The sequence below is a fragment of the Mesorhizobium sp. P170090 genome (assembly GCF_057786115.1).
Window position 1 is genome coordinate 2,544,972 of record NZ_JBYNWH010000001.1, and the last position, 21,430, is coordinate 2,566,401.

Here is a 21,430-nt window from a genome sequence, read left to right on the forward strand (position 1 = left end):
TCAACTAGGCCTTCTGGGTGCCACAATTGCTGCGGCCTTTGGGCCGAAGCAAGAGCTTGCGTGAAGCGCGGCGAGCTTTCCCGGCGCATAGTTGCGCGCATAGGCTTGCTCGGCCCAGGCGAACTGGATGATGCCGGCGGCGGCGCCGCTGTCGCCAATGCAATCCGCTGCGTGCCAAACGTCTTGGCAGGGCCGGACTTCACGCATATTGCGCATCTGTGCCAGCACCAACTCTTCGAAAGCGTAGCTTTCACCCGCAACGTCGGACAGGCGAAACGAGACTTTGTGCATAGGCACGCCGGCATCGGCAAGCGCGGCCTTCAGGGCGGCGCTCAAGCCGTCGGCTCGGAAGGGCGTCTCGTTGAACAAGGTCGACCCCTCGACGCCAAAACCGATGCCGAGAATGCTGATCGCGGTCAAAGAAGCGGCATCGCGCGTCACCACCAGGATCCCGGCAGCTTCACCAGGAACCAGTCCGTCGGTGACTGCACTGGTTTTCAATCGCTGATGTAGATCAAGCCACGACAATGTGCGCGCATCCACCAGGCTATCGACGGCGACGATGATGCATGCGGGATATCCTTCGCTCTTCAAAAGCGTCTCGGCATGGGACAATGCGGTGAAAACCGCGACAGGGCCGCCCGCGATATGCAGCAGCTTCGGTCCCGTCAGCCCGCGTCCGTCCGGTAGTGTTATTCCCGCCAGAATTCCTTTGAGCCTGCCACCAGGCATTTCGTTCTCACGCGTGCACAACAGAAGGGGCATCTGCCCCCAAGGCAGACCGGTCACGGTGTCGGCATCGAGTTGCTCGAATGCGAGTTTGACCAGCGCCGAGATGCGCTCGCGACCTCGCAGCTTGAGCGGCAAGGCGTCGACTGTTGCGCCGATGATCGGCTCGCCTTCCGCATCATGATAGCTCAGCTCGTTGAATGCGGCTATTTTTCCCCGCATGGCCGCGATCGAACTGGCGGCGCTGTAGCCAACCGGTGTCACTAGGCTGATGCAGGAGACCCAACTCATGACAGGCGCCGTTGGTTTTTCAGGGCTTCAATTGCCACGCCCAGTCCAGCGTAGTGTGGCTTGTCATCATCATCCGGGATGAGATTAACGCCAATCTCCACCTGCTGCAGTTTCACGAATTTGCGCGGAACCTTCGTGCTCACCCGGCCCACTAACACGATTTTGCCTTCGTGCGGCACGATGTTCAACGTGTCGGGAACGAGGGTCTTGCGCTCAATGCGGTCTTCGTAGACAAACCGGACGGGCACGGAGAGCCTTGGCAACCTAGCCGCGAAGCGCCCTCTTTCAGTCATCCCCAGGCAGCCGAAAACCATCCCTTCACTGAGCAGATCAAGCCACTGATCTTGTGGCGCCGCCTGGAAATAGCGATCATCAAAATCCGTCGGCAAGTAGGGAAAAATATTGTCGAGCCAGTTCTTGTCATAGGTGCCCGCATATTGCGCGCGCTGTTTGGCGAAGCGCGGCACCGGGCCGAAGCCGATCGGCTTCACGCGGTCGTTCCAGATGCGGACACGTGATTGCGGGTGCTCCACGCACGGCAAAAGGACACCGTCGGGATTGGCTTGGCTCACCAGGAAGCCGGTGCCGATAGGGTTCACGCCATCGCCGTGCGGCTTCTCGGGATCTGTCCTGTCAGTTCCCCCGAAAGTGAGATGCCACGCGAGAGGCATGCTGACAAAGGGCGTAGTCCGTGAGGCCTGCACACCCAGACCTGTCTTGAACCAGCGTCTTTGCCCGGTGAGGATGGCGCGTTTGTCGATGCCGGGCCCGATCAGCGCAACTTCCATCGATTCCATTGGACGGCCGATTGGTGCGACCGCCTGGGCGTCGAGCAGCACTTCGCATTTTGGCTTGACCGGAACGAAATCACTTTCGACGCGTACCGACGTTGTCTCGGGATCGCCGTAGTGGGTATCGGCGTAGACGAAGGGTGACTGCGTCGTGCTGGGCGTGCAGTTGCCTTGCTCATCGACATCGTATGTCGCGCGAACGACCGCGACGCAGAACTTCACGCAATGCTTGTCCTGATAGGGAAAAGTCTCGGCGAGAAACGGGGTGGTGTTCTGGCTGACGAACATCAGAGTTGCGCTCCCATCAGCTGGTCTCCCAGCTGCCGGCGAGGATTGTCTCCAGCGTCGTTTGCGGCGCGTGCGGGTCGATGTCGAAAATGTCGGAGTGCGCCGTCCACATCACCATGTCGGCGATCAGCTCTTCGCCCGGCTCGGCCTGTGGCATCGGCAGTGCCGTCAAAGCCGCGTCCAGTTCGTCGGGCGTCAGCTCGCCACGCTGGGCGGCGCTGGCGGCCTCCTCAATTCCGGCAAACCATGCCTCGGCATGCGTCAGCGAGACAGGCGTTTCGGGTAGCACGGCGACAATGCTCAAGGGGAATTTCCGGCCAACCTTGTCGGCGCTTTGCAGGATGATGCCCGCCGACGCGCCGAAGGAATTCGCGCCGGCCAGAAAGCGCAGCGCGGTGGCGGGGGGCCAGATGTCCTGGCCAAACAATGGCACCAGGTGTTGCGCCAGCCAGCGGTCCCACAGGCGCAGGAACTCGCCCGTCAGCCGCCGGCTGACGAAGTCGCCGGTGGCGGGCATTTTGCCGTAGAAGCCAGGCAGGATCAGATCTGCGGCGGACATGAGAATTTCTTAAACATCTGGAGGTTGTAGGGATTTTCGACGCTCGCCGCCTTGAGCTTGAAATCGGCGTACATGCCTTTCGTCCCCAGCCGCAGGCTGTAGACATCGGACAGCGACGTCCCGGTGAAGCGGCCGCCGCGCAGCATCCTCAGCCACGCCCAGCTGCCGGTCTCGTTGAGCATGATTTCGGGCGAGCCGTCGATCGGCTGGAAGGCGAGCGAGATGACGCCGGTGCCGTCCTTGCCGGGCCACGTCATCGGCTGAGGTCGCGTCGCATTGTTGAAATAGACCAGGTTCTGGCCGTCGAGGTTGAGCGTCACGCGGGTGACGTTGGGCGACAGGTCGGTCGGCTCCAGCGTGAACGCCATCACCGGGCCTTGACCACCGGGAAAGAGATCGTCGCGGATGCGCCGCGCCTGCTCGAAGGCGGCGAGCGCCGATGGGTCGAGGCCGAAATCGGCACGCCATTTCCAAGGCTGCGCCGAGGTGTCGACATAGCTGATCAGATGGTCGTTGATGAAGCCGTCGATCATCCCTGCCGGTCCGAACAGGCGGGCGAAGTCGCGCACATTGACGTCGACGGCGCTGTCTGGGCTGAACGGATAGCGGTCGTTGAGCGCGGCCTGGCAGAAGGGCAGGATGTCGGCGCGCCAGATGGCGTTGAGCTCGGAGGCCACGGCCTTCTGCGTCAACCCGCTGGTGTCGCCGGCAATGCCGCTCAGCCAGGTGTTGACCGGGTCGGGCAGGATCTGTGCCTGGCGGGCGACGGCGCCGGTCAGTTCGGCCAGCCCGCCCTGTTTCTTGATCGCGTCCTGCGGGTCGGGATTGGCGGTCACCGTTTGCAGCACATTGGACAGCGCCGTCAGCGCAACGACCGCGGCATCGAGCGCCGGCGGCTGGCCGTCGACCTCGGCAATCGTGCTCTTGAGCGGCTTGAAGTGTTCGGCCACCAGCGTGCCGGTCAGGTCGACTTCGCTGGCCGATCCTGCGCGCGGCAGCAGCTTGGCGCCAGTCTTGACGATCTTGCCCAGTTTGCCGAGTTTGCCCAGCAGTTTCGAGCCGCCCTTCGCCGCCGCCTTGTCGTCGGTCGGCGCCTCGTCCGAGCGGGTGAGGTCGACCTCCTGGACCACCGCCGTCAGCAGCCGCTTCAGCGCGGAATCGGCGCTGGAAAGGTCTTTCAGATTCTCGCTGGCAATGTTGAGGTCGCTCAGCGGCGCCAGCCGCATGTCGCGCAGGAAACTATCCCACTGCGCGATATAGTCGTCATAGTAAAGCTTCAGAATGTCTTCCGACAGCGCCGACACCGAGGTCTCGGAATTTTCCGAGCAGCCGCCGGCAAACACGGCGCGGTCGAGTGCCGCCTGGGCGGCGACATCCTCGACCCGGTCGAGGATCGCATCGTGGAAGCCGTCATAGGTGAAGGCGCCCGATATGCCGACGCGCAGCGTCTTGTCGGAGCGTCGCGAAAACACCTTGGCGCCGTTCGGCCCGGCGAAATTGGCGGGGATCCATTCCTTCAATCCGGCCACCGCCGGATCGGCCAGCAATTGCTTGTAGGCCCGCGCCGGCAGCGAGATCGTGCAGACCGTTTTCAGCGCTTCGGCGACCAGCGCCTGGTCGGGTGTGATGTAGCTATCATCGACCGCCATGCGCCGGATCGCGGCCAACTGGTGTTCTTCGGCATCGGCGGTCGGGAAGGGCGCGGCCGGCGCGAATTCGGGCAGGTCGTTCACCCACCAATTCTCGACGAAGTCGGAGTCCATCTGAGACAGACCGGTCATCATGCGGTAGGTCTTGAGTGCGCCCAGCATGAAGTCCGGATCGCGGATCTGCCTCCACATGGTCGCTTCGAGCAACGCCACCATGCGCGGCTCCAGCACGTTGCGCAGAGCGTGGTCATAGGTGTCGGTCTGCGCCCGCATCATCTCGGCCGAAGCCGATGGTCCGAGCAGGTCCTGTGCCTTGTTCGGAGGCGCAGTCCTGGCATTGGCGACTTCGTCCATGGCGGTCAGGGCAACGTCCATAGCCGGCTGCAGCACCGAGGCGGGCGTCGCGGCGGTCGACGTCAGCGGCGCCTGCAGTGCTTCGAACTGGCCGGCTTGCGCGGCGATGGCGTTGCGGTTGTCGTAGTAGGACCAGGTGAACAGGCCGCCGGCGAGTATGGCCGCAGCCGCGCAGGCAGCGGCGGCACCGCGCCAGATCCAGCTGCGGCGGCGCTGCGCCAGCGGATCGAAGGTGCCGAGCCCGGCCTCCTTGAAGATCACCTCGGTCAAAAGGTTCTTGAGGAAGAAGCTGCGCTTCTCGAAGCGCTGCGCCGGCATCGTGCGTCGTGCCGGCAACCCGAAGGAGGAGGCCAGCGCCGCGGTCAGCCGGTCGATCGGCGCGCCTTCCTGGGTCGCCGAGGTGAGATAGAGGCCGCGCAGCCAGGCTGCCTCCTCGTAGCGGCTCTCGCCGAACATCGCCTCGACCAGCACCTGGATCGGCTCGGACAGGCTTTGCAGCTGTGCGGGAAAGCGGAAGATCTCGGCCCGTTCGGCCAGCTTGTCCTCATCCTCCAGCCGCGGCACCAGCCGCTTTTCCAGCTCCCTCGACAGCGTCGTGATTTCGCCCGCGATCATCTTGGCGTCGACGCGTGCATCGAGCGGGAAGGTCGTCCCCCATACCTGTTCGCGCGCCGCCGTCGACAGGCCGCCGAAGAAAGCCTCGAAGCCTCTGATCAGATCGGCCTTGGTCAGCATCAGATAGACTGGCAGGCGGATTTCCAGCCGCTCTTCGAGCTCGGCCAGGCGCCTGCGGATCTTGCGGCCATGCGCCTTGACGGCTTCGTCGCCCTCGGACAGCGCGTCGATCCCAAGCGCAACGATGACGCCGTTCAGCGCACGACGGCCACGATGCTTCTTCAACAGATCGAGGAAACCCAGCCATTCCACGGCGTCGACATCGGGCTGGCTTTCCTGCTGGACATAGCGCCCGGCGGTGTCGATCATCACTGCGTTTTCGGAGAAGAACCAGTCGCAGTTGCGGGTACCGCCGATGCCCTGCAGATCGTCGGTCAGGTCGATCGGAAAGTTGAGGCCGGATTGGCGCAAGGCCGTCGTCTTGCCGGTCGCCGGGGGGCCGACGATCACATACCACGGCATCTCGCGCAGGAACTTGCGGCCGCCGAGCTTGCGGCGCTTCAACTCGACCATGACGTCCTGGAACTTGGCGCCGACCGCGGCGACGTTTTCCTCGCCCGGGCTGAGCCGCTTTTCCTCGACCGGGGCGGAAATCTCGGCGACGAACATGCGGTTGGCGCGGATCGCGCGGCGCTGCGCGACGATCAGCCAGATCAGCCAGAAGATCACCAGAAGAGCGATGATGACGATGCGCACTGTCTCCGACGCCATCGGCACATAGTCGCCGACCCGTACGATCGGGCCGAATACCCAGATGATCAGCGACAGCAGCGCCAGGCCGATCAGCGTCCACAGGAAACGCGAAGTCAGGACCGCCCAGAGGAAGCGCAGGATGAACATGTCACAGCCTCTTTTCGACCAGCACTTCGACGCGGCGGTTCAAGGCCCGGCCTTCGCGTGTGCCGTCGTCGGCCACCGGATCGGTGGCGGCCCGGCCTTCGGAGCGCACGCGCTCCTTCGGCACTCCGTTCTGAATCAGGATATCGGCAATTTCCGCGGCGCGGGCTTCCGACAGCCGCTGGTTGGTGGACAGTGGGTTGGTCTTTTGCAAGGGAACGCCGTCGGTGTGGCCGACCACGGTGATATCGCCGATCAGTTCCTGGTTCTCGAGGATCACCTTGGCGACCGAGGCGATGAGCGGATCGAAGCCGTCTGTCAGCTGCGCGCGCGACGACTGGAAGAGTTCGGGATTGGAGGCCTGGATGACCAGCCGCGCCAGCGACACGCTCTCCGTGCCGCTCAGCGCTCTCTTGAGCTCGTCCGGCGCCGCGGCCTGGAATTCCGGCAGCAGCGCGAAATCCACCGCCACCGGCGGCGGCGCGTCGACCTTCGGCGAAGCGCGGGTGACATCCGTACGCGTCGGCGGCGGCAAGGCGCGAACCAGCGCCGAAAGCTCGACCGCCTGGCTGCTCAGGCTCATCGACAGGCCGATATGGATGGCGGTGGCGATCACCGCCGCCGCCGCAACCATCACCCAGATCGGCACGATGAAGCGCTGCGGTTCGTCGGAGGCGATCACGCCCTTCCAGTTGGGCGAAAGCGGTGCGCCTTCGGCGTCGCTGTCGCGCAGGAAACGCGCCGCGGCCACCCGCACCGCATTGAGCGAACGGTCGCCGGAGCGGCCAGGCACGCGATATTTGCCGCGGAAGCCGAGCGCCATGCAATGATATTGCAACTCCAGCATTTCGCGGTCGCGATTGGGATGGCGTTCAAGCTCTTCGAGCCGGGCGAAGAACTGCGCGCCGGCATCGACGTCGCCGCGCAGCATCACCACCAGCGGCTGGCGTGGCCATGCGCTGGCGCCGCCCCACGGCGTGTTCAGCGCCAGATCATCAAGCAACGCAGCCACCAGCCACGCGGCCTGGTCGGCGCGCTCGAGCGAGGAGCCCTGCGCCATGGTGGCGTCGCGGCAGCGCACAAGTTCGTCGAGCAGCCTGGTGCGCAGGGCTTCCGGGTTCTCAGGCGGCTGCGCGTTTTCGAGTTCGGGTGCAAATTCCAGCAGCGGCGAGAACGCGTTGACGAGCACGTTCGGATGCGCGCGCGCGGAGCGTTTCGCGGTCACGCCTGACGCCGGCAGCGGCATGGCGCGCGGCGTTGGCGCTCCGCTCAGCCGAATGCGCGTCCGCTCGCGATCCTCGGACAGTCCGAACGGATCGTCCCTGCTCATCATCTCACCTGTTGACCGAGTAGCAGTCGACCTGCGGTTCGCTGGGCAGCACGCCCGAAACGCCGATCACAAAACCCGGCGCTTCGAGCAGCGAGGCCCAGTGCTCGCTTTTCTGGTCCAGTTCGAGACACAGCCGGTCGCCGTCATAGGGAATTTCGCGCGGCTGCGAATGAAGGGGCTTCAGCGGAATGCCGGGCAGGCGTGATTTCCACAGCCCTTCGAATTCGCTGGCCGAGCCGACCGTCGCCTGGTTGACGAAAATCTTGCGCAAGGCATCCTCCGACAGTTCGGAGCCGATCCGCACCACGATGCGGCTCGCCACCAGAAGTTTCGGGTTGTCGATGCGGATCTTCCACACATTGGTGGCATGGCGCATGACCGGCAGGGCGCGCGATTTCGGCTCGATGTAGCGCAGGCTGAGAATCAGCGAACGCAGCGCGTCGGCCAGCGCCGAATAGGCGGGTCCGGGCGCCATGTGGTCGTAGACAGGCAGTTCGCCGAGCCGCCTTGCGCTCGAACCGTAGGTCGCCATCGAGCCGGCAAGGCCGGCAAGTTCCATGTAGACCTCGGCCGGATGGAACACGTCCTGCGCCAGCATGTGCGCCAGCCGCGGCCGCGCGGCGTTGACCAGGTTCAGGATCAGAAGATCCTCGACGCTGCGGCCGGGGCCGCCCAGCACCATCTTGCCATGCGCCTCGGCGATCTGGTCGAGGCCGGTGACCACTTCCTGCAGCAGGCGGCTGTACCAGGACGCCGCGCCGATGACCAAGGTCGGCGGCAGGAAGGTGTCGTCGAGCGCCACGCCGCCATCGGCGCGCACGCCCTTGAGCTCGGCCACCGGCAGCGCGGTGTAACCGCCGACGGCCGTGCCCGGCGCCAGCAACAGCGCCTGCGGCCGCGCAATCTCGATTTCCTCGGGGTCGGAGCCGCCATGCACGGCGTCGCGCACCCAGACGATCCGGCCGCGATAGCGTGCGCCTGACGGCTCGGCGTGAGCCGGGTCGAAGCCGACGCCGCCGGGCGGTTCGAGCGGCAGTGCGATCAGCACTGGCCCCGCGCCCATCTCCGGCGTCACCGCCAGCGGCCGCGGCGCATCCATCGTCTCAGGGATCGCGAACGGCGTCCCGTCGGGAAAGATGCCGCGCGCCGAAAGCACCGAGATCTGGCCGGCATCGAGCTGTGCCTGATCGAGCGTCAACGTTCGAAAGCCGAACGTATGCAGATGCCCGGCCTGCAAGGCGCCGCGCACCGTCGCTTCGAAGAAGCGGTCCTGTTGCTGGAAATGCTGGGTGCGAAGGAAAAGCCCCTCCGACCACAGCACCCTGTTTGCATCGCTCATGCCGGCACTCTCTGCTTCCTGCTCATCACCTTGGCGGCTTTGCGGATTTCGCCGCCCAATGCATGTCGCTCAAAAGTGGTCACGGTTTTGAGAGAACGACATGCATAAAAACAAAGACCTAAAGCGCGTCGCCTGATCGCGTTCAAACGCGACGCGCTTTAGGCGGAAATGCCGCCGCTGCCGAGCTTCACATTGACGGTGAACTTCGATCCCGGCGAAACCGATTTGGTCGTACGCCAGTTGCGCCCGCCGGGTTCCCTGATCAGCGCGACGAAGCCGAGTGCGGCCACTTCCGGCTCGACCGTGATGGTCTTCGATGCGGTCTTGCCGGGTCCGACGGAAATCGTGTCGGAGCCGATGAGATCGCCGCCAAGTGCGGAGCCGGCACCGCCCTGCAGGGCGAAATAATCGGCCGAATTGAAGGCGCCGGTGCTCTTCAGCCGCAAGACCATTACCGTTACCGGCCTGTCGCCGCCGCCCGGTCCCGGGTTCATGCCGGCCCCACCGGCCAAATTGACCGTTATGACGGACGGTTTAGGCGGGCCGCTCTGGCAAGCCGTCAGCAGTCCCGTAGCCCCGATGGCCAGAATGAATTCGCGTCTGTCGATCATGTCTCAGTCCTCCTCATATGCGTCCCTAAAATCAGCGCCGATTTCGCCCAGAAAGCGCGTCTCGGCGCTGTGAGCGATTTCACGGTGGCGTTTCTGGTACAATTCCCAGAGCTTGGCGCCGCGCCCGCCGGTCAGCAGATTGCCGATCGCCGAGCCCGACTTCAGTTCCTGCTCGATCGCCGCCGGATCGAAGCGGTCGATCATGCGCTTGAGCGCGCCTTGCACGCCGCGCCAGGCACGAACGTGGTGCTGCGCCAGATCGCGCACCGCGTCCTTGATCGCCGCTTCGGCGCCGAGGAAACCGGGGCTGCGCTCGGCCAGCATGGTCACCAGAGCATCGTCGACCGAAGGCAGGAATTTGAGCGGGTTGACCTCGGACGCGCCAACCACGGTCTGGGCGACGCGGGCGTTGCCCTTCTCTTCGGCGCGCTTGCGCAAAAGCTGCATCAGCCCTTCCATCATCAGCCGGTACTCGCGGCCGAATTTCTCCATGTCGGCAACCGGATCGCGGCCGGGAAAGCCGGGCTCGTCCACACCCATGCCGCGCAGGAAAGCAGCGCGAAGGTCCGCGTCCGGTTGTCCGGCCGACGGCCGCGCTGCAGCTTGCCGTACAGGAGGGCGGGGCGGTGGTTGCGGGGTTGGCTTTGGCGATGGCTCGGCCGCGCGAGCCGGCAGCTCCCAAGGCGCGGCGGAGGGAGCAGGCGAGGCCGCATCGATCGCGCCGCCATCCGTCGCGCCTGCGTCGAGACTGGTGGACTCGGCCGGGCCAAAACCAAACCCGTCATCGTAGGCCGGCAGCTTCTCGGAACTGGATCTGCTCGGCTCTCGCGACAGCGGTGCGGAATCGAGGCCGAAGGGATCGTCGAACAGCGGCTTGCCAACAGCCTTGTCGGGGGCGGTCTCGGGCGCAGGCGTCGCCACCGGGTCGAGGCTGAATGGATCATCGAACGCCTGCGAGCTGCGTTCATCTGCACGCGCGAACGCCCCGGGCACCGGCTTTTCGAATGGATCGGGCAGGTTGGCAGGGCGTGGCCGTCCCGGCTCTTCTTCCGTGGTGGACGAAAAGAAATCGTCGCCGCCGAGGCTGACCGGCGCCCGCGACGCCGCCGGCTTACTGGCAGGCGCTGAAGGCCTGGAGGCCGGCGCCTCGGTCTTCGCCGTCTGCAAATCGACCCACACCACATAGTCGCCCAGTCGCAGTCGCATGCCGCTTTGCAGGCGCGCGGTATTTCCCGCGCCGAGCGGGCTGGCGGCATCGTCGATGAACAACCCGCTGCTGGAGGTATCGGTGACGAAATAGCCGCCCTGCTTGCTGGTGATCTTGCAGTGGGCGCGCGAGACGAACATGTCGGGATCGTTGATCTGCCAGTCGGCGTCGGCGCTGCGGCCGATTACCAGCTCGCCCTCGTCCAGCCGCGCCTGCCGCGTGACTTGCGCGCGTGGTCCCTGTTCGAGAATCAGAAGCAGGCTCATGCCGCCACCTCTTCCCGCCAGCCGACGATGGTCCGCAACCGCATGTCGTCGGCGTCCCCCTTTTCGACCGGTCGCGCCAGCCAGGTGGTGCGGGCAAGCTGGACGGTGCCGAGCTTCGCCGGCGGCACTGCCTTTGCCGCAAGCACGATCCTGAGATCGACATCGATGGTCTCGCCGATCAGGTCGCGCACCGCCTGCTTCAACAACTTCAGCCGCTCGCCGCCGGGCAGGAACGCCTTGTAGTCAATATAGCTGAGCGCACCGATGCGCAGTTCGATTCGGCTTTGCCGGCTGAAGCTGCGCGGGCCGATGGTGGCGCTGCGGCCGAGTGTGGCATAGCTGCCGGCCAGCCGGCTCTGCAGCGCCTTGGGAATGGTCATCCAGGCGCCGACGAATTCCTTCAGCACCACCGGAACCTTGAAGGCTTCGGCAATGAACAGCGTCAGCCGTTCGGGACCCTCGACCTGGCTGGCGAGCGAGGCGGCCTGGCGAAGCTTTACCGCATCGAGTACGGCGTCCTGCGTGCCCGGCAGCCCAATGCCGGCCATGGCTTCCAGCATCGAACGGACTCGGCCGCCGACACCGCGTTCGACCTGCACGGCCGGATGCGCATCCGCCCAGGCGCGATAATAAAGCGCGATCATCCGGTGCTGCAGGATGTTGACGAAATCGACGAAGGTCGTGTCGCTCGTCTGCCGCGCCTCGGCGCCCGCATACCAGCGCTGCGAAAGCCGATCGAGCACCCAGCGCGTCAGATGCAGTGGCATCGGCCCTTCGGGTCCGAGCAGGCCGAGATTGTTGACCGTGACGCGTGCCGGCGACTTGTCCGTCGGCTCGCGGAAATCCACCACGTCCTGCACTGCGAAGGACAGCCGCACATTCTGGCCGAGCCTTGCCGGCTCGCGGTCCGGCCGGCCGGAATGGCCGAACAGGCCGCCTTGCCGTTCGAGCCGGCGCAGCAGTTCGAAAAAGTCGAAACTCTCGGACAGGGTTGCGGCTCGCTCTAGATCAGGTAGCGATTGCCGGGCGTCATCGGCCATGGCACATCCTCCTGTTTCTGGAGCAACCGCGTGCGCGTGCGCACGAACCCGTTAATGCCGGCATGGCGGGCAAACAGCCGCGACAGCAGGCCCGACAGCAGCAGAGTGCTCTGTCCCGCCAGCACCGACTGGTCGACATGCAGCGTCACTTCCGTGCCGCGGCCGAAGCACATCGGCCCTTCGATCGCCAGCCTTTCGATCACCGCGCGCGAGTCGATGCGCACGATCGAGCGCACATTGCGGGCGAGCCCGGGGTCGCCGCGCTCGGCATAGAGATCGAGCAGCGCGTGCAGCGGATCGACGCCGCGGCCTTCCTTGGCCAGGCTGAGGAAGTTGAGCGCCAGCTGTGACACCAGTCGCCAGGCCAGGTCGTCGGCGCGCGACTCGCCGTCGGCGCCGGTCGGCAGCGCTGCCGGGATCGCCGGCTGCGGCGAACGCAATGCGCCGAGCAGCCGGACCGTCTCCACAGGGTCGCCGGCTTCCAGCGTCAGGGTCGGCGTGTCGTCGAGGATGGCCAGGTCGCGATTGGTGCAAAGCGCCATGATGTCGACGCGCTTCAGCGGCCGGTTAGCCTGACTGTGGACCGGGCGCGAAACCGCCAGGAAGACGTCGTCGCCGGCATAGGAGGTCCGCGTCACGCCCTGGCGCCGCTCGTCCTCGGTCGGCCGGCGCGGCCGCCGCTCCGTCGAATAGACCCAGCCGCTGCCGCGATTTTGCCCAAGGCTGAAGAGTTCCGGTATCTCCGCGTCGGGTCCCTCGGCATCGGCGTCTTCGACGCGGATGACGCGGTAGATTTCAAAGTCGCGCGCCCGCGTGCGGTCGGCATGCAGCACCTGGCGCGTCTTGCGCTGGTCGAGCTCGACGATGTTGCACTCGCGCTCGAAGAGATTGATGATCGGGGTGGCGAAGAGATCGAAATCCGCCGGCGTCAGATCGGCGAGTTCGGGCACCGGACGCCGGAACAGGAAGATGATTTCGAGCCCGGCCTGGCATTTGCGCACGACCGGCAGCAAGCCGGTGACGCGCCCATAATGGAAGCGCTCGGGCATCATGAAATATTCGCGCAGCAGGCGGTAGCCTTCGAAGGTCGGCCGCGTGCGCGGCATCAGCGCCTCGGCATCGGCAATGCCGACCATCTCCGGCGGCGGTAGCGGCGACAATGGATTGGTCTTGCCTTCCGGTCGAGCGCCGACACCAGAGCAAACTCCGAAGATGGCGTCGAAGATCAGCGGCGCCTTGGTGCGGTTGGCGAAATAGAAGTCGAGCCGGTCGAGCGCCAGTTCGTCGAGCTTGCCTTTGCCGGTCCGCGCCAGCGTGATGCGAAGTGCCGCTTCGCCGGCCTTGCCGGCGATCGGGCCGATGCCGGCGGCGGCAAGCGCGCTGCGGTCCTGGAAATAGCCGACCGAACTGATCGCGATCGGAAACAGCGTCATGTCCTGCGCGGTGGTGAAGGTGCAGCGTGTCGACAGGCCGGCCTGCAGGCTGGAGACCAGCCGCGTGCCGCGCTTGACGACGTGGCCGGCAAGCATTGTCTGCACCTGCTGGCCGGGCTTCAGCACCACCATGGCGGTTGCCGGCGCCGGCGTGACGAGATCGGGATAAAGCACGTCGAGGATGCTGCGCGAAAACCGCGAGCGCTCGGCATCCACCTTCAGGCGCGTGCGCGCGGCGAGGAAGGCGACGCCGTCGAGCAGCCGCTCGACATAGGGGTCGGGACACGGCACCGTATCCAGCGACAAATTGCGGGCAACCGCCGGATGCATGTCGGCGAACTCCGCCGCCAGCCCGCGTATGTGGGACAGTTCCTCCTCGTAATATTCTACGAAGACCCGGTCCATCTCTCAGGCTTCCCTGAACTCGGTGCGCGCCAGTCCGTTGTCGAGATTGATCGTCGTGCGCAGGCGCATGCGCTCGGGCGTCGGCGTCATGATCAGCACGGCGTCGATCTCGATCTTCAGGCCGGTCTTGTCGCCGAGGTTGACCGTGACTTTCGTCGCGCTCTCCTTCAGCCGCGGCTCGAATGCGGCGAGCACGGCGCGGATCTCGCGTGCCAGAACATCGCGATCGAAGTCGCGCGACGACCGGCCGGAGAAGGACGGCACGCCATAATTGACAACGCTGCGGCGCACCTCCGGAAAGTCGGCCAGCGATGTCGGACTGTCGGTCATCTGCTCGGCCTCGAGATCGGATAGCAGCGGCGCGGATTCGAAACGCTCGGTGTTGAACAGCGCCTCGATGTCGCGCCGCACGGCCTCGCGCAGCACATCGGGCGACACCACGATGCCTCGGCTTTCAAGCTCGCCACGGTGCCGGTTCTGAAACGCCAGCCGGTGCAGCCGGCGCTTCTGATCGGGGTTCAATGCGTCATCGGCGTCGATGCGCCTCGGTCCGTCTGCCAGCAGCTCGTCCAGGCGCTCTGCGCCAAGCTCCTCCTGCAGAGCCTGCCTGAGCCCGTCTATCTCCGAGCTCAGGCCCGGCAGGTCGTTGACGAGGCGGTCCCACAGCGAAGGCTGTACCGCCTCGCGCTTGGCCCGTGAACCGCCCGCCTGTACCTTGTCGGCGGCAGGGCGCTTTGCTCGCCCGTCACTTGCCGACATAGACATCCATTTCGGCTTCGTCATTGTCGTCATAGACGAACTTGATCTTCTTGTAGGCGAAGGAGACTTCCTCCTGGATCAGGTCGGCTTCATCATCGGCCTGCGACATGTCGTATTCCATGATCGAGGCGTCGGTCAGGGTAACGACCAGATAGTCCTTGCTCTCGCCGTCGATGGTCCGCCGCGCGGAGAATTTGACCTCGTCCAGCGCCTTGTTTTCGAACAGGGCCTTGGCCAGATAGGGTGAGGCCTTGTCATAGTGCTTGGTGAACTTGATCATGCCCATCGACACGCGGCCTCGGCGCGAGAGGGAATTGGGGTCGTAGGGCGCGACCATCTTGTAATCGACGCCATGGATTTCGATCTCGTCGTCATGGCCGTCGCGTGTGCTGGGCCCCTTGATATCCGGAACTTTCAGAAAACCGTCGATCTTCATTGTGGGCATTTTCGTTCTCCACCGCTTTCAAACAAAGGTTTGGTTGCTGCAATCAGGTCTTCACGGACGGCAATTCCGACACCAGCCTAAGCGAGGCGTTGATGCCCTCCAGCTGGTAGTGCGGGCGCAGATAGAAGCGGGCGTTGTAGTAGCCCGGCCGGCCCTCCACGCTGTCGACCTGCACCTCGGCGGCGGCAAGCGGACGCTTGGCGCGCGCCTTGTCGTCGGCGAAGGCCGGGTTGGCCAGCACGTACCGGTTGATCCATTCGGTCAACCAGATCTGCATGTCGGTGCGTTCCTTGAACGAGCCGACCTTGTCGCGCGCAATCGCCTTGAGGTAGTGGGCGAAGCGCGAGACCGGGAACAGATAGGGCAGGTTGGCGGAGAGCCGCTCGTTGGACTGGGCGTCGGGGTCGACCAGGCGGCCCGCCCGCGTCTCGTCATCCTGCAGCGAATGGGCGCCGATAAAGGCCGCGAGATCGGTGTTCTTGCGGTGCAGGATCGGCATCAGCCCGAGCTTGGCCAGTTCCGCCTCGCGCCGGTCGTCGATGGCGACTTCCGTCGGGCATTTCATCGCGATCGAGCCGTCATCGGTCGGGAAGGAGTGCACCGGCAGGTTAAGCACAGTGCCGCCATTCTCGACGCCGCGGATCTGCGTGCCCCAGCCATAGAGCTTGTGGCTGCGGTTGATGTTGACGCCCATCGGGAAGGCGGCGTTCATCCAGACATATTTGTTGTGATCGCCCTGCACTTCCTCCTCGAAGGAGAAGCCCTTGACCGGCACGGTCTCCGAGCCGTAGGGCAGCCGCGCCAGCACGCGCGGCATGGTCAGCCCGATATAGCGCGCATCCTCGCTCTCGCGCAGCGATTGCCACGAGGCGTAGGCCGGGTTGGAGACGATCTGCTGCAGGTCCTGCGGGTTGGGCAGTTCCTGCCAGCTGTCCATGCGGAACAGCCGTGGCGAGGCGGCGGCGATGAATGGCGTGTGCGCCGAGGCGCAGATGCCGGAGATGTTGCGCAACAGGCCGACGTCGCGCGGGTGGTTGGAGAACTCGTAGGCGCCGATGACGCAGCCGATCGGTTCGCCGCCGAGCATCGAATACTCGTCGGTGTAGACCTTCTTGAAGATCGGGCTCTGGTCCCACATCTGGCCTTCATAGTCTTCGAGCGTATCGGCCAGCTGCTCCTTGGAAATGTTCATCACCCGGATCTTCAGCTTCTGATCCGTCTCGGTGTTGTTGATGAGGTACCAGAGGCCGCGCCAGGTGCCTTCCATCTGCCGCACTTCCGGCGCGTGCAGGATTTCGTTGACCTGGGTCGTCAGCATCTTGTCGATGCCGGCGATCAACGACTTGATCGACTTGATCGAGTTGGACGAAATCGTCGTCGTCTCGGAGCGCGACTGCGCCGCCAGAGCCAGGTTGCGAACCAGCTGCTGCAGCTTCTCGCTGTCGTCCTTCTTGACCTTGAAGTCCTTCTCCAAGAGCTGGCTGAATTCGCCGAGATCGACGGCCTCGGCCTCGGCGACGGATGCTGCGGTCTTTTGCTGTTCGGCCATGATCTATTCCTCACCCTTGTCGTCGGACAGCGCCTGGGCGGCGATCTGGCCAAGCAGCGGCTGGTTGTTCAGCAATTGGGCGATGCGCTTTTCGGCATCGACGCGGCCGTCCATGAAGCCGAGCAGCTCCTCGAGCTGGCGCCGCATCTTGAGGATTTCGGCCAGTTGCGGGACCTGTTCGGCGATCTTGTCGGGGGCGAAATCGCCCATCTTGGTGAAGGTCAGGTCGAGCGCCAGTTCTTCGTCGCGCTCCTGTCCCTCGGCCTGCGGCAGCGTGTTCTTCACCCGCGCCTTGACCCTGGGTCCCAGCGCTTCCATGAATTTGGGGAAGCGGTTGGCATCGGTCTCGACAAAGGAACGGTCGAGCACCGTCTTGGACGCTTCCCTGGTCTGCGATGCGCCCGACAGGTCGGCCATCACGCCCATGACGAACGGCAGTTCGATCGTCGTCGGGCTGCCGTAGGTTTCGACATCGTAGGCGATCTGCACGCGCGGGGCGCGATTTCGCTCGATGACCTTCGCTTTGCTTTCGGCTGGCATGTGTTGCTACCTTTCATCCTTCTGGGCAGTCTTCTTGGCGTCGGGAACGCCGGCGAGCAGCCGGAATTCCTTGAGCCCCGACGGGGCGAGGTCTTCCATCAGTTCAACGAAATCCATGTGCACCATCCTGCGCACCCGGCGGGCGAGATGCGGGATCGGGCTCGACGGCTCGGTGCGGTCGTAGAACGCGACCACAAGGTCGAGGCACTTCACCACATCGTCGCGCGAGGAAATCCTGTCCGGGAGCCCCGCACCGGTCTCCGCGTAGCTTGCCATCGTCTCGGCTCCATGACCGTTTCTGACCGGCGCGGCCGGGCTTGCCGGGGGAGCAGCCGGGCTGGCCGCCCCCTTCGTCGCTGCCTCTTCCGTGGTCTCGACCGCCGTATTGCGTTCCAGCGTCGTCAGCACGCGCTGCAAAAATCGTTTCAGGTCCGGGACGGCGGCCCCGTTGCTGTCAAGGCGGGCATTCAGCGCCGCATCGACCGCGTCGAGCGCCTCGATCGCTGCGTGCGCCCCGGCGATGAGCGCCGTCATCTGTTCACCGGCCTGGTCCTGATGGGCGGCACAACCGCTGCCCACCCGGTTCAGGAGCTGTCCGTGCGCGCTGACCAGTGCTGCCTTCTCCGTGGCATTCAATCCCGACGCCGCTTCCTGAAGCATGACGCGATCGTCGAGCGCACCCTGTTCGAGATCGCGTCCGCTGATCGGCCCGATGGGACGCGGCGCGAAGAAGACCATCTGCCTGAGGTTCGCCAGCAGGCCTTCCTGGCCGTTCTGCAGGTCGGCCAGCGCGTTGAGGCGGCGCAAGGCGGCCTCGCGTGGTTGGGGGCTGGCCCGCAGCGCCGGGTGCATCGTCTCCCAATGCGTCTCGAAGGTCCTTGCAATCAGGGTCAGGCCCTGTGCCAGTCCGGCCAATCCCTCTTCATTGGCCAGCGCCCGGGCGACAATGACGAGCAGGCGCAGGTCGCGGCCATGCGAACGCAACTCCTCGGCCTTGCCGAGCACGGCAGGCCAGTCGACCGGAATGGTCGATTGCGCGGCTGGCTTGTTGCGCCCGTCATGGACGACCTTGACCTGCGGCTCCGTGAGCCGCTCCAGCTCATGAAAAGCCGGATCGTTGCGCAAGTCTTCGCCTGACGGATTTTCACCGTCCAGCGGAGCAAGCCAGAGTGCGAGATCGATCACAGATACCCCCGGCGACCGGCTCTAAAACCGTACGTGACCCAACGTTAGCACACGGTTGCATATTCCCACAATTCGCCATCCGCTCAAAAGTTAACGAGCGCTAATGAATGTCGGTGCAACTGCGTCTCGGATGGCGCAATTCATGGCGTGCTTGGCCAACCTCGTATGTGAAGCGCATCGCATAGGATTAGAAAAAATCGTGGTTGTCTGCATTTGGCGGCGCGGGACTCTCCACAAAGGGAAAAGGCCGGCTGCATCAAGCGCTTTGTCAAGCGGCTGCTTATGTGGCAGGCTGTCGACGGGCAGATTGCAGGAGCACGTTCGATGGAACAGCGCCGGTCGTCGCAGGGGTTCAAACGCAAGGAACTGGTTGGCAAGCTCAATCCGGTCTGCCTGCGCGCCTTCAAGGCCGCCGCCGACAGCGCCAAGCTGCGCGGCAATCCTTACGTCGAACTCGTCCATTTCATAGAACAACTGGTGCTGTCCGAGCGTTCGGATGTGCAGATGATCATTGCCGATGCCGGCGTCGATGCCAGCCGGCTTACCAGCGAAATGACCCGCGCCGTCGACAAGCTGCCCTACGGCGCCACCTCGATCGAGGAATTTTCCGACCACATCTTTCACGCCATCCAGGAGGCCTGGAACCTAGCGACGCTGGAATTCGGCATGGAGGAGGTCCGCAGCGCCCATGTCGTGCTCGCCTGCCTGAAGACGCCGGTGCTGGAAGGCCTGGTGGCGAAGATCAGCGGCGAATTCGACAAGATCGACGCCGACGGGGTCATCGCCCGCTTTGCCGAGGTGGTGGACGGTTCGCTCGAAGCCGGCGCCACGGCAGCAGTGGCTCCCACCGCGGAGGCGCCGCGGCGAGCTCCGGGCGGGGACTCCGCGCTGGCCAAATACGCCACCGACCTGACCCAGCGCGCCCATGACGGCAAGATCGATCCGGTCGTCGGCCGCGATCCGGAAATCCGGCAGATCATCGATATCCTGATGCGGCGCCGGCAGAACAACCCGATCCTGACCGGCGAGGCCGGCGTCGGCAAGACTGCGGTGGTCGAGGGCTTTGCCCTGCGCATCGCCCAGGGCGACGTGCCGCCGCCACTCCAGGGTATCAGCGTACGCATGCTCGACATCGGCCTGATGCAGGCCGGCGCCAGCGTCAAAGGCGAGTTCGAAAAGCGCCTGAAGGCGGTCATCGACGAAGTTCAGTCATCCGAAACGCCGGTCATCCTGTTCATCGACGAGGCACACACGCTGATCGGCGCCGGCGGTGCGGCGGGAACCGGCGATGCCGCCAATCTCTTGAAGCCGGCGCTGGCGCGCGGCGAACTGCGCACCATCGCGGCAACGACCTGGGCCGAGTACAAGCAGCACATCGAAAAGGACCCGGCGCTGACCCGCCGTTTCCAGGTGGTCAAGATCGACGAGCCGTCGGAAGCGGTCGCCGTGCTCATGCTGCGGGGTGTCGCCGACGTGCTCGAACAGCATCACGAGGTGCAGATCCTGGACGAGGCGATCGAGGCGGCGGTCGGCCTGTCGCATCGCTACATCCCGGCGCGGCAATTGCCCGACAAGGCGGTCAGCCTGCTCGACACCGCTTGCGCCAGGGTGGCGATCTCGCAGCATGCGACGCCGGCCGAGGTCGAGGACATTTTGCGGCGCCGCCAGGCGCTGGAAGTCGAAAGCGGCATCATCGGCCGCGAGGCCGCGATCGGCATCGAAGTAACTGACCGGCAGGCGCGGGTCGAGGCCGGGCTCGCTGAGACCGGGACCATGCTCGCCGCCGCCGAGGAGCGCTGGGAGCGCGAAAAGGCGCTGGTTGCCGAGATCCTCGAACTGCGCGCGCGGCTGCGCGGCGACGGCGTGCCGCTCGATGCGGTGGCGACAGCCGAGACCGATGCCGAACCAGCAGCGCCGGACGAAGAAAAGACCAAGGTACCGAAGGCCGAGACGCCCAAGGCCGAGACGCCCAAGGCCGGAACGTTCAAGCCTGAAAAGCCGAAGGCCAAAGCGTCCGAGACCGAAGCGCCGGCTGCCGAGGCTGCGCCGTCAGATCCTGTCGCCGATCTGGCGCGGCTGCGTGAACTCATGGCCGAGCTTGCCACCGCGCAAGGCGAGACGCCGCTGATCCTGCCATCGGTCGACCGCAATGCGGTCGCTGCCGTGGTCCAGGACTGGACCGGCATCCCGACGGGACGGATGCTGTCCAGCCAGACCGAAAAGGCGCTCAAGCTCGCCGACACTTTGTCCGAACGAGTCGTCGGCCAGGATCACGCCATGGAGATGATCGCCAAGCGCGTGCAGACCAGCCGCGCCGGGCTCGGAGCGCCGGAAAAGCCGGTCGGCGTGTTCCTGCTCTGCGGCCCCTCCGGTGTGGGCAAGACCGAGACGGCCCTGGCGCTGGCCGAGACGCTCTATGGCGGCGAGCAGAACCTGATCTCGATCAACATGTCCGAATTCCAGGAGGCGCACACCGTCTCGACGCTCAAGGGCGCACCGCCCGGCTATGTCGGCTACGGCAAGGGTGGCATTCTCACCGAGGCCGTGCGCCGAAAACCCTATTCGGTGATCCTGCTCGACGAGGTCGAGAAGGCGCATCCCGACGTCCACGAGATCTTTTTCCAGGTCTTCGACAAGGGCATGATGGATGACAGCGAGGGAAGGCGCATCGACTTCAAGAACACGCTGATCCTGCTGACGTCCAATGTCGGCTCCGAAGTCATCATGGAGCGGACCGGCAACGGCACGGTGAGGGCAGGGCTCGACGGCCTCGATGCTGCCCTGCGCGCTCCACTGCTGAAGGTGTTTCCAGCGGCCTTCCTCGGCCGCGTCGTGACCATCCCTTACTATCCGCTTTCGGATTCGATGATCGAGGCCATTACCCGCCATCAGTTCGGCAAGATCGCGCGGCGGCTGCGCGCCAGCCACGACGCCGAACTGGTGATCGGCGACGGCGTCATGGCGCTGGTCAAGGCGCGCTGCACCGAAATCGAGTCCGGTGGCCGCATGATCGACGCCATCCTCACCAACACGCTGTTGCCGGAACTCAGCCGCGGCGTGCTGAACCGGTCGCTCGACGGCGAGAAGATGACCAAGGTGACCGTCAGCGCTTCCACTGACGGGTTTGCCTATTCGTTCGAATAGTCAG

General features: G+C 64.9%; 16 protein-coding genes. 1 reads left to right on the forward strand and 15 read right to left on the reverse strand.

Annotated features, from left to right (window positions below):
- From AC3EML_RS12020 to tssA, 15 genes are all read right to left on the reverse strand, one after another.
- A complete protein-coding gene (locus AC3EML_RS12020) occupies positions 1 to 867 on the reverse strand; it encodes a hypothetical protein (RefSeq protein ID WP_155923223.1) in 867 nt (288 codons plus the stop codon).
- A gap of 149 nt (positions 868 to 1,016) precedes the next feature.
- Entirely contained in the window at positions 1,017 to 2,099 is a 1,083-nt protein-coding gene (locus tag AC3EML_RS12025; RefSeq protein ID WP_352444489.1) for a DUF2169 family type VI secretion system accessory protein, read from the reverse strand.
- Between the two features lie 16 nt (positions 2,100 to 2,115).
- The gene (tagF, locus tag AC3EML_RS12030) at positions 2,116 to 2,658 is read right to left on the reverse strand and encodes a type VI secretion system-associated protein TagF (protein WP_352521219.1); all 543 of its coding nucleotides are present in this window, start codon (positions 2,656 to 2,658) and stop codon (positions 2,116 to 2,118) included.
- Entirely contained in the window at positions 2,640 to 6,176 is a 3,537-nt protein-coding gene (gene tssM / locus AC3EML_RS12035; RefSeq protein WP_352521220.1) for a type VI secretion system membrane subunit TssM, read from the reverse strand. Before tssM ends, tagF begins: the two co-directional genes overlap by 19 nt.
- Before the next feature lies 1 nt (position 6,177).
- On the reverse strand, positions 6,178 to 7,503 hold the full coding sequence (gene icmH, locus AC3EML_RS12040; RefSeq protein WP_023754025.1) for a type IVB secretion system protein IcmH/DotU: 1,326 nt from the start codon (positions 7,501 to 7,503) through the stop codon (positions 6,178 to 6,180).
- A 4-nt stretch (positions 7,504 to 7,507) separates the two neighbouring features.
- Positions 7,508 to 8,842 carry a type VI secretion system baseplate subunit TssK gene (tssK, locus tag AC3EML_RS12045; RefSeq protein ID WP_023687029.1) on the reverse strand — a complete coding sequence of 445 codons (1,335 nt, stop codon included), beginning with the start codon at positions 8,840 to 8,842 and terminating at the stop codon, positions 7,508 to 7,510.
- A 158-nt stretch (positions 8,843 to 9,000) separates the two neighbouring features.
- Positions 9,001 to 9,453 carry a type VI secretion system lipoprotein TssJ gene (gene tssJ / locus AC3EML_RS12050; RefSeq protein WP_023687030.1) on the reverse strand — a complete coding sequence of 151 codons (453 nt, stop codon included), beginning with the start codon at positions 9,451 to 9,453 and terminating at the stop codon, positions 9,001 to 9,003.
- Positions 9,454 to 9,456: 3 nt separating this feature from the next.
- Positions 9,457 to 10,926 carry a type VI secretion system-associated FHA domain protein TagH gene (gene tagH, locus AC3EML_RS12055; protein WP_023687031.1) on the reverse strand — a complete coding sequence of 490 codons (1,470 nt, stop codon included), beginning with the start codon at positions 10,924 to 10,926 and terminating at the stop codon, positions 9,457 to 9,459.
- A complete protein-coding gene (gene tssG, locus AC3EML_RS12060; RefSeq protein WP_023687032.1) occupies positions 10,923 to 11,966 on the reverse strand; it encodes a type VI secretion system baseplate subunit TssG in 1,044 nt (347 codons plus the stop codon). Before tssG ends, tagH begins: the two co-directional genes overlap by 4 nt.
- Positions 11,930 to 13,804, reverse strand: coding sequence for a type VI secretion system baseplate subunit TssF (tssF, locus tag AC3EML_RS12065; protein WP_352521221.1), 1,875 nt, complete (start codon positions 13,802 to 13,804; stop codon positions 11,930 to 11,932). Before tssF ends, tssG begins: the two co-directional genes overlap by 37 nt.
- 3 nt (positions 13,805 to 13,807) lie before the next feature.
- Positions 13,808 to 14,563, reverse strand: coding sequence for a type VI secretion system baseplate subunit TssE (gene tssE, locus AC3EML_RS12070; RefSeq protein WP_023687033.1), 756 nt, complete (start codon positions 14,561 to 14,563; stop codon positions 13,808 to 13,810).
- A complete protein-coding gene (locus AC3EML_RS12075; protein WP_023673716.1) occupies positions 14,550 to 14,999 on the reverse strand; it encodes an Hcp family type VI secretion system effector in 450 nt (149 codons plus the stop codon). The genes tssE and AC3EML_RS12075 overlap by 14 nt, the downstream gene beginning before the upstream one ends.
- Positions 15,000 to 15,051: 52 nt before the next feature.
- The gene (gene tssC, locus AC3EML_RS12080; protein ID WP_023682611.1) at positions 15,052 to 16,557 is read right to left on the reverse strand and encodes a type VI secretion system contractile sheath large subunit; all 1,506 of its coding nucleotides are present in this window, start codon (positions 16,555 to 16,557) and stop codon (positions 15,052 to 15,054) included.
- 3 nt (positions 16,558 to 16,560) lie between these two features.
- On the reverse strand, positions 16,561 to 17,097 hold the full coding sequence (gene tssB / locus AC3EML_RS12085) for a type VI secretion system contractile sheath small subunit (protein ID WP_023673718.1): 537 nt from the start codon (positions 17,095 to 17,097) through the stop codon (positions 16,561 to 16,563).
- A gap of 6 nt (positions 17,098 to 17,103) precedes the next feature.
- Positions 17,104 to 18,282, reverse strand: coding sequence for a type VI secretion system protein TssA (gene tssA / locus AC3EML_RS12090; RefSeq protein WP_023687034.1), 1,179 nt, complete (start codon positions 18,280 to 18,282; stop codon positions 17,104 to 17,106).
- Between the two features lie 324 nt (positions 18,283 to 18,606).
- Here tssA and tssH point away from each other — a divergent pair, with 324 nt between their 5' ends.
- Positions 18,607 to 21,426 carry a type VI secretion system ATPase TssH gene (gene tssH / locus AC3EML_RS12095; RefSeq protein WP_352521222.1) on the forward strand — a complete coding sequence of 940 codons (2,820 nt, stop codon included), beginning with the start codon at positions 18,607 to 18,609 and terminating at the stop codon, positions 21,424 to 21,426.
- Positions 21,427 to 21,430: the final 4 nt, after the last annotated feature.

Excerpts from the sequence above, each read along its gene's own strand:
- AC3EML_RS12025 (WP_352444489.1), bottom strand. The coding sequence starts at position 2,099 with ATGTTCGTCAGCCAGAACACCACCCCGTTTCTCGCCGAGACTTTTCCC.
- tagF (WP_352521219.1), bottom strand. The coding sequence starts at position 2,658 with ATGTCCGCCGCAGATCTGATCCTGCCTGGCTTCTACGGCAAAATGCCC.
- tssM (WP_352521220.1), bottom strand. The coding sequence starts at position 6,176 with ATGTTCATCCTGCGCTTCCTCTGGGCGGTCCTGACTTCGCGTTTCCTG.
- icmH (WP_023754025.1), bottom strand. The coding sequence starts at position 7,503 with ATGAGCAGGGACGATCCGTTCGGACTGTCCGAGGATCGCGAGCGGACG.
- tssK (WP_023687029.1), bottom strand. The coding sequence starts at position 8,842 with ATGAGCGATGCAAACAGGGTGCTGTGGTCGGAGGGGCTTTTCCTTCGC.
- tssJ (WP_023687030.1), bottom strand. The coding sequence starts at position 9,453 with ATGATCGACAGACGCGAATTCATTCTGGCCATCGGGGCTACGGGACTG.
- tagH (WP_023687031.1), bottom strand. The coding sequence starts at position 10,926 with ATGAGCCTGCTTCTGATTCTCGAACAGGGACCACGCGCGCAAGTCACG.
- tssG (WP_023687032.1), bottom strand. The coding sequence starts at position 11,966 with ATGGCCGATGACGCCCGGCAATCGCTACCTGATCTAGAGCGAGCCGCA.
- tssF (WP_352521221.1), bottom strand. The coding sequence starts at position 13,804 with ATGGACCGGGTCTTCGTAGAATATTACGAGGAGGAACTGTCCCACATA.
- tssE (WP_023687033.1), bottom strand. The coding sequence starts at position 14,563 with ATGTCGGCAAGTGACGGGCGAGCAAAGCGCCCTGCCGCCGACAAGGTA.
- AC3EML_RS12075 (WP_023673716.1), bottom strand. The coding sequence starts at position 14,999 with ATGAAGATCGACGGTTTTCTGAAAGTTCCGGATATCAAGGGGCCCAGC.
- tssC (WP_023682611.1), bottom strand. The coding sequence starts at position 16,557 with ATGGCCGAACAGCAAAAGACCGCAGCATCCGTCGCCGAGGCCGAGGCC.
- tssB (WP_023673718.1), bottom strand. The coding sequence starts at position 17,097 with ATGCCAGCCGAAAGCAAAGCGAAGGTCATCGAGCGAAATCGCGCCCCG.
- tssH (WP_352521222.1), top strand. The coding sequence starts at position 18,607 with ATGGAACAGCGCCGGTCGTCGCAGGGGTTCAAACGCAAGGAACTGGTT.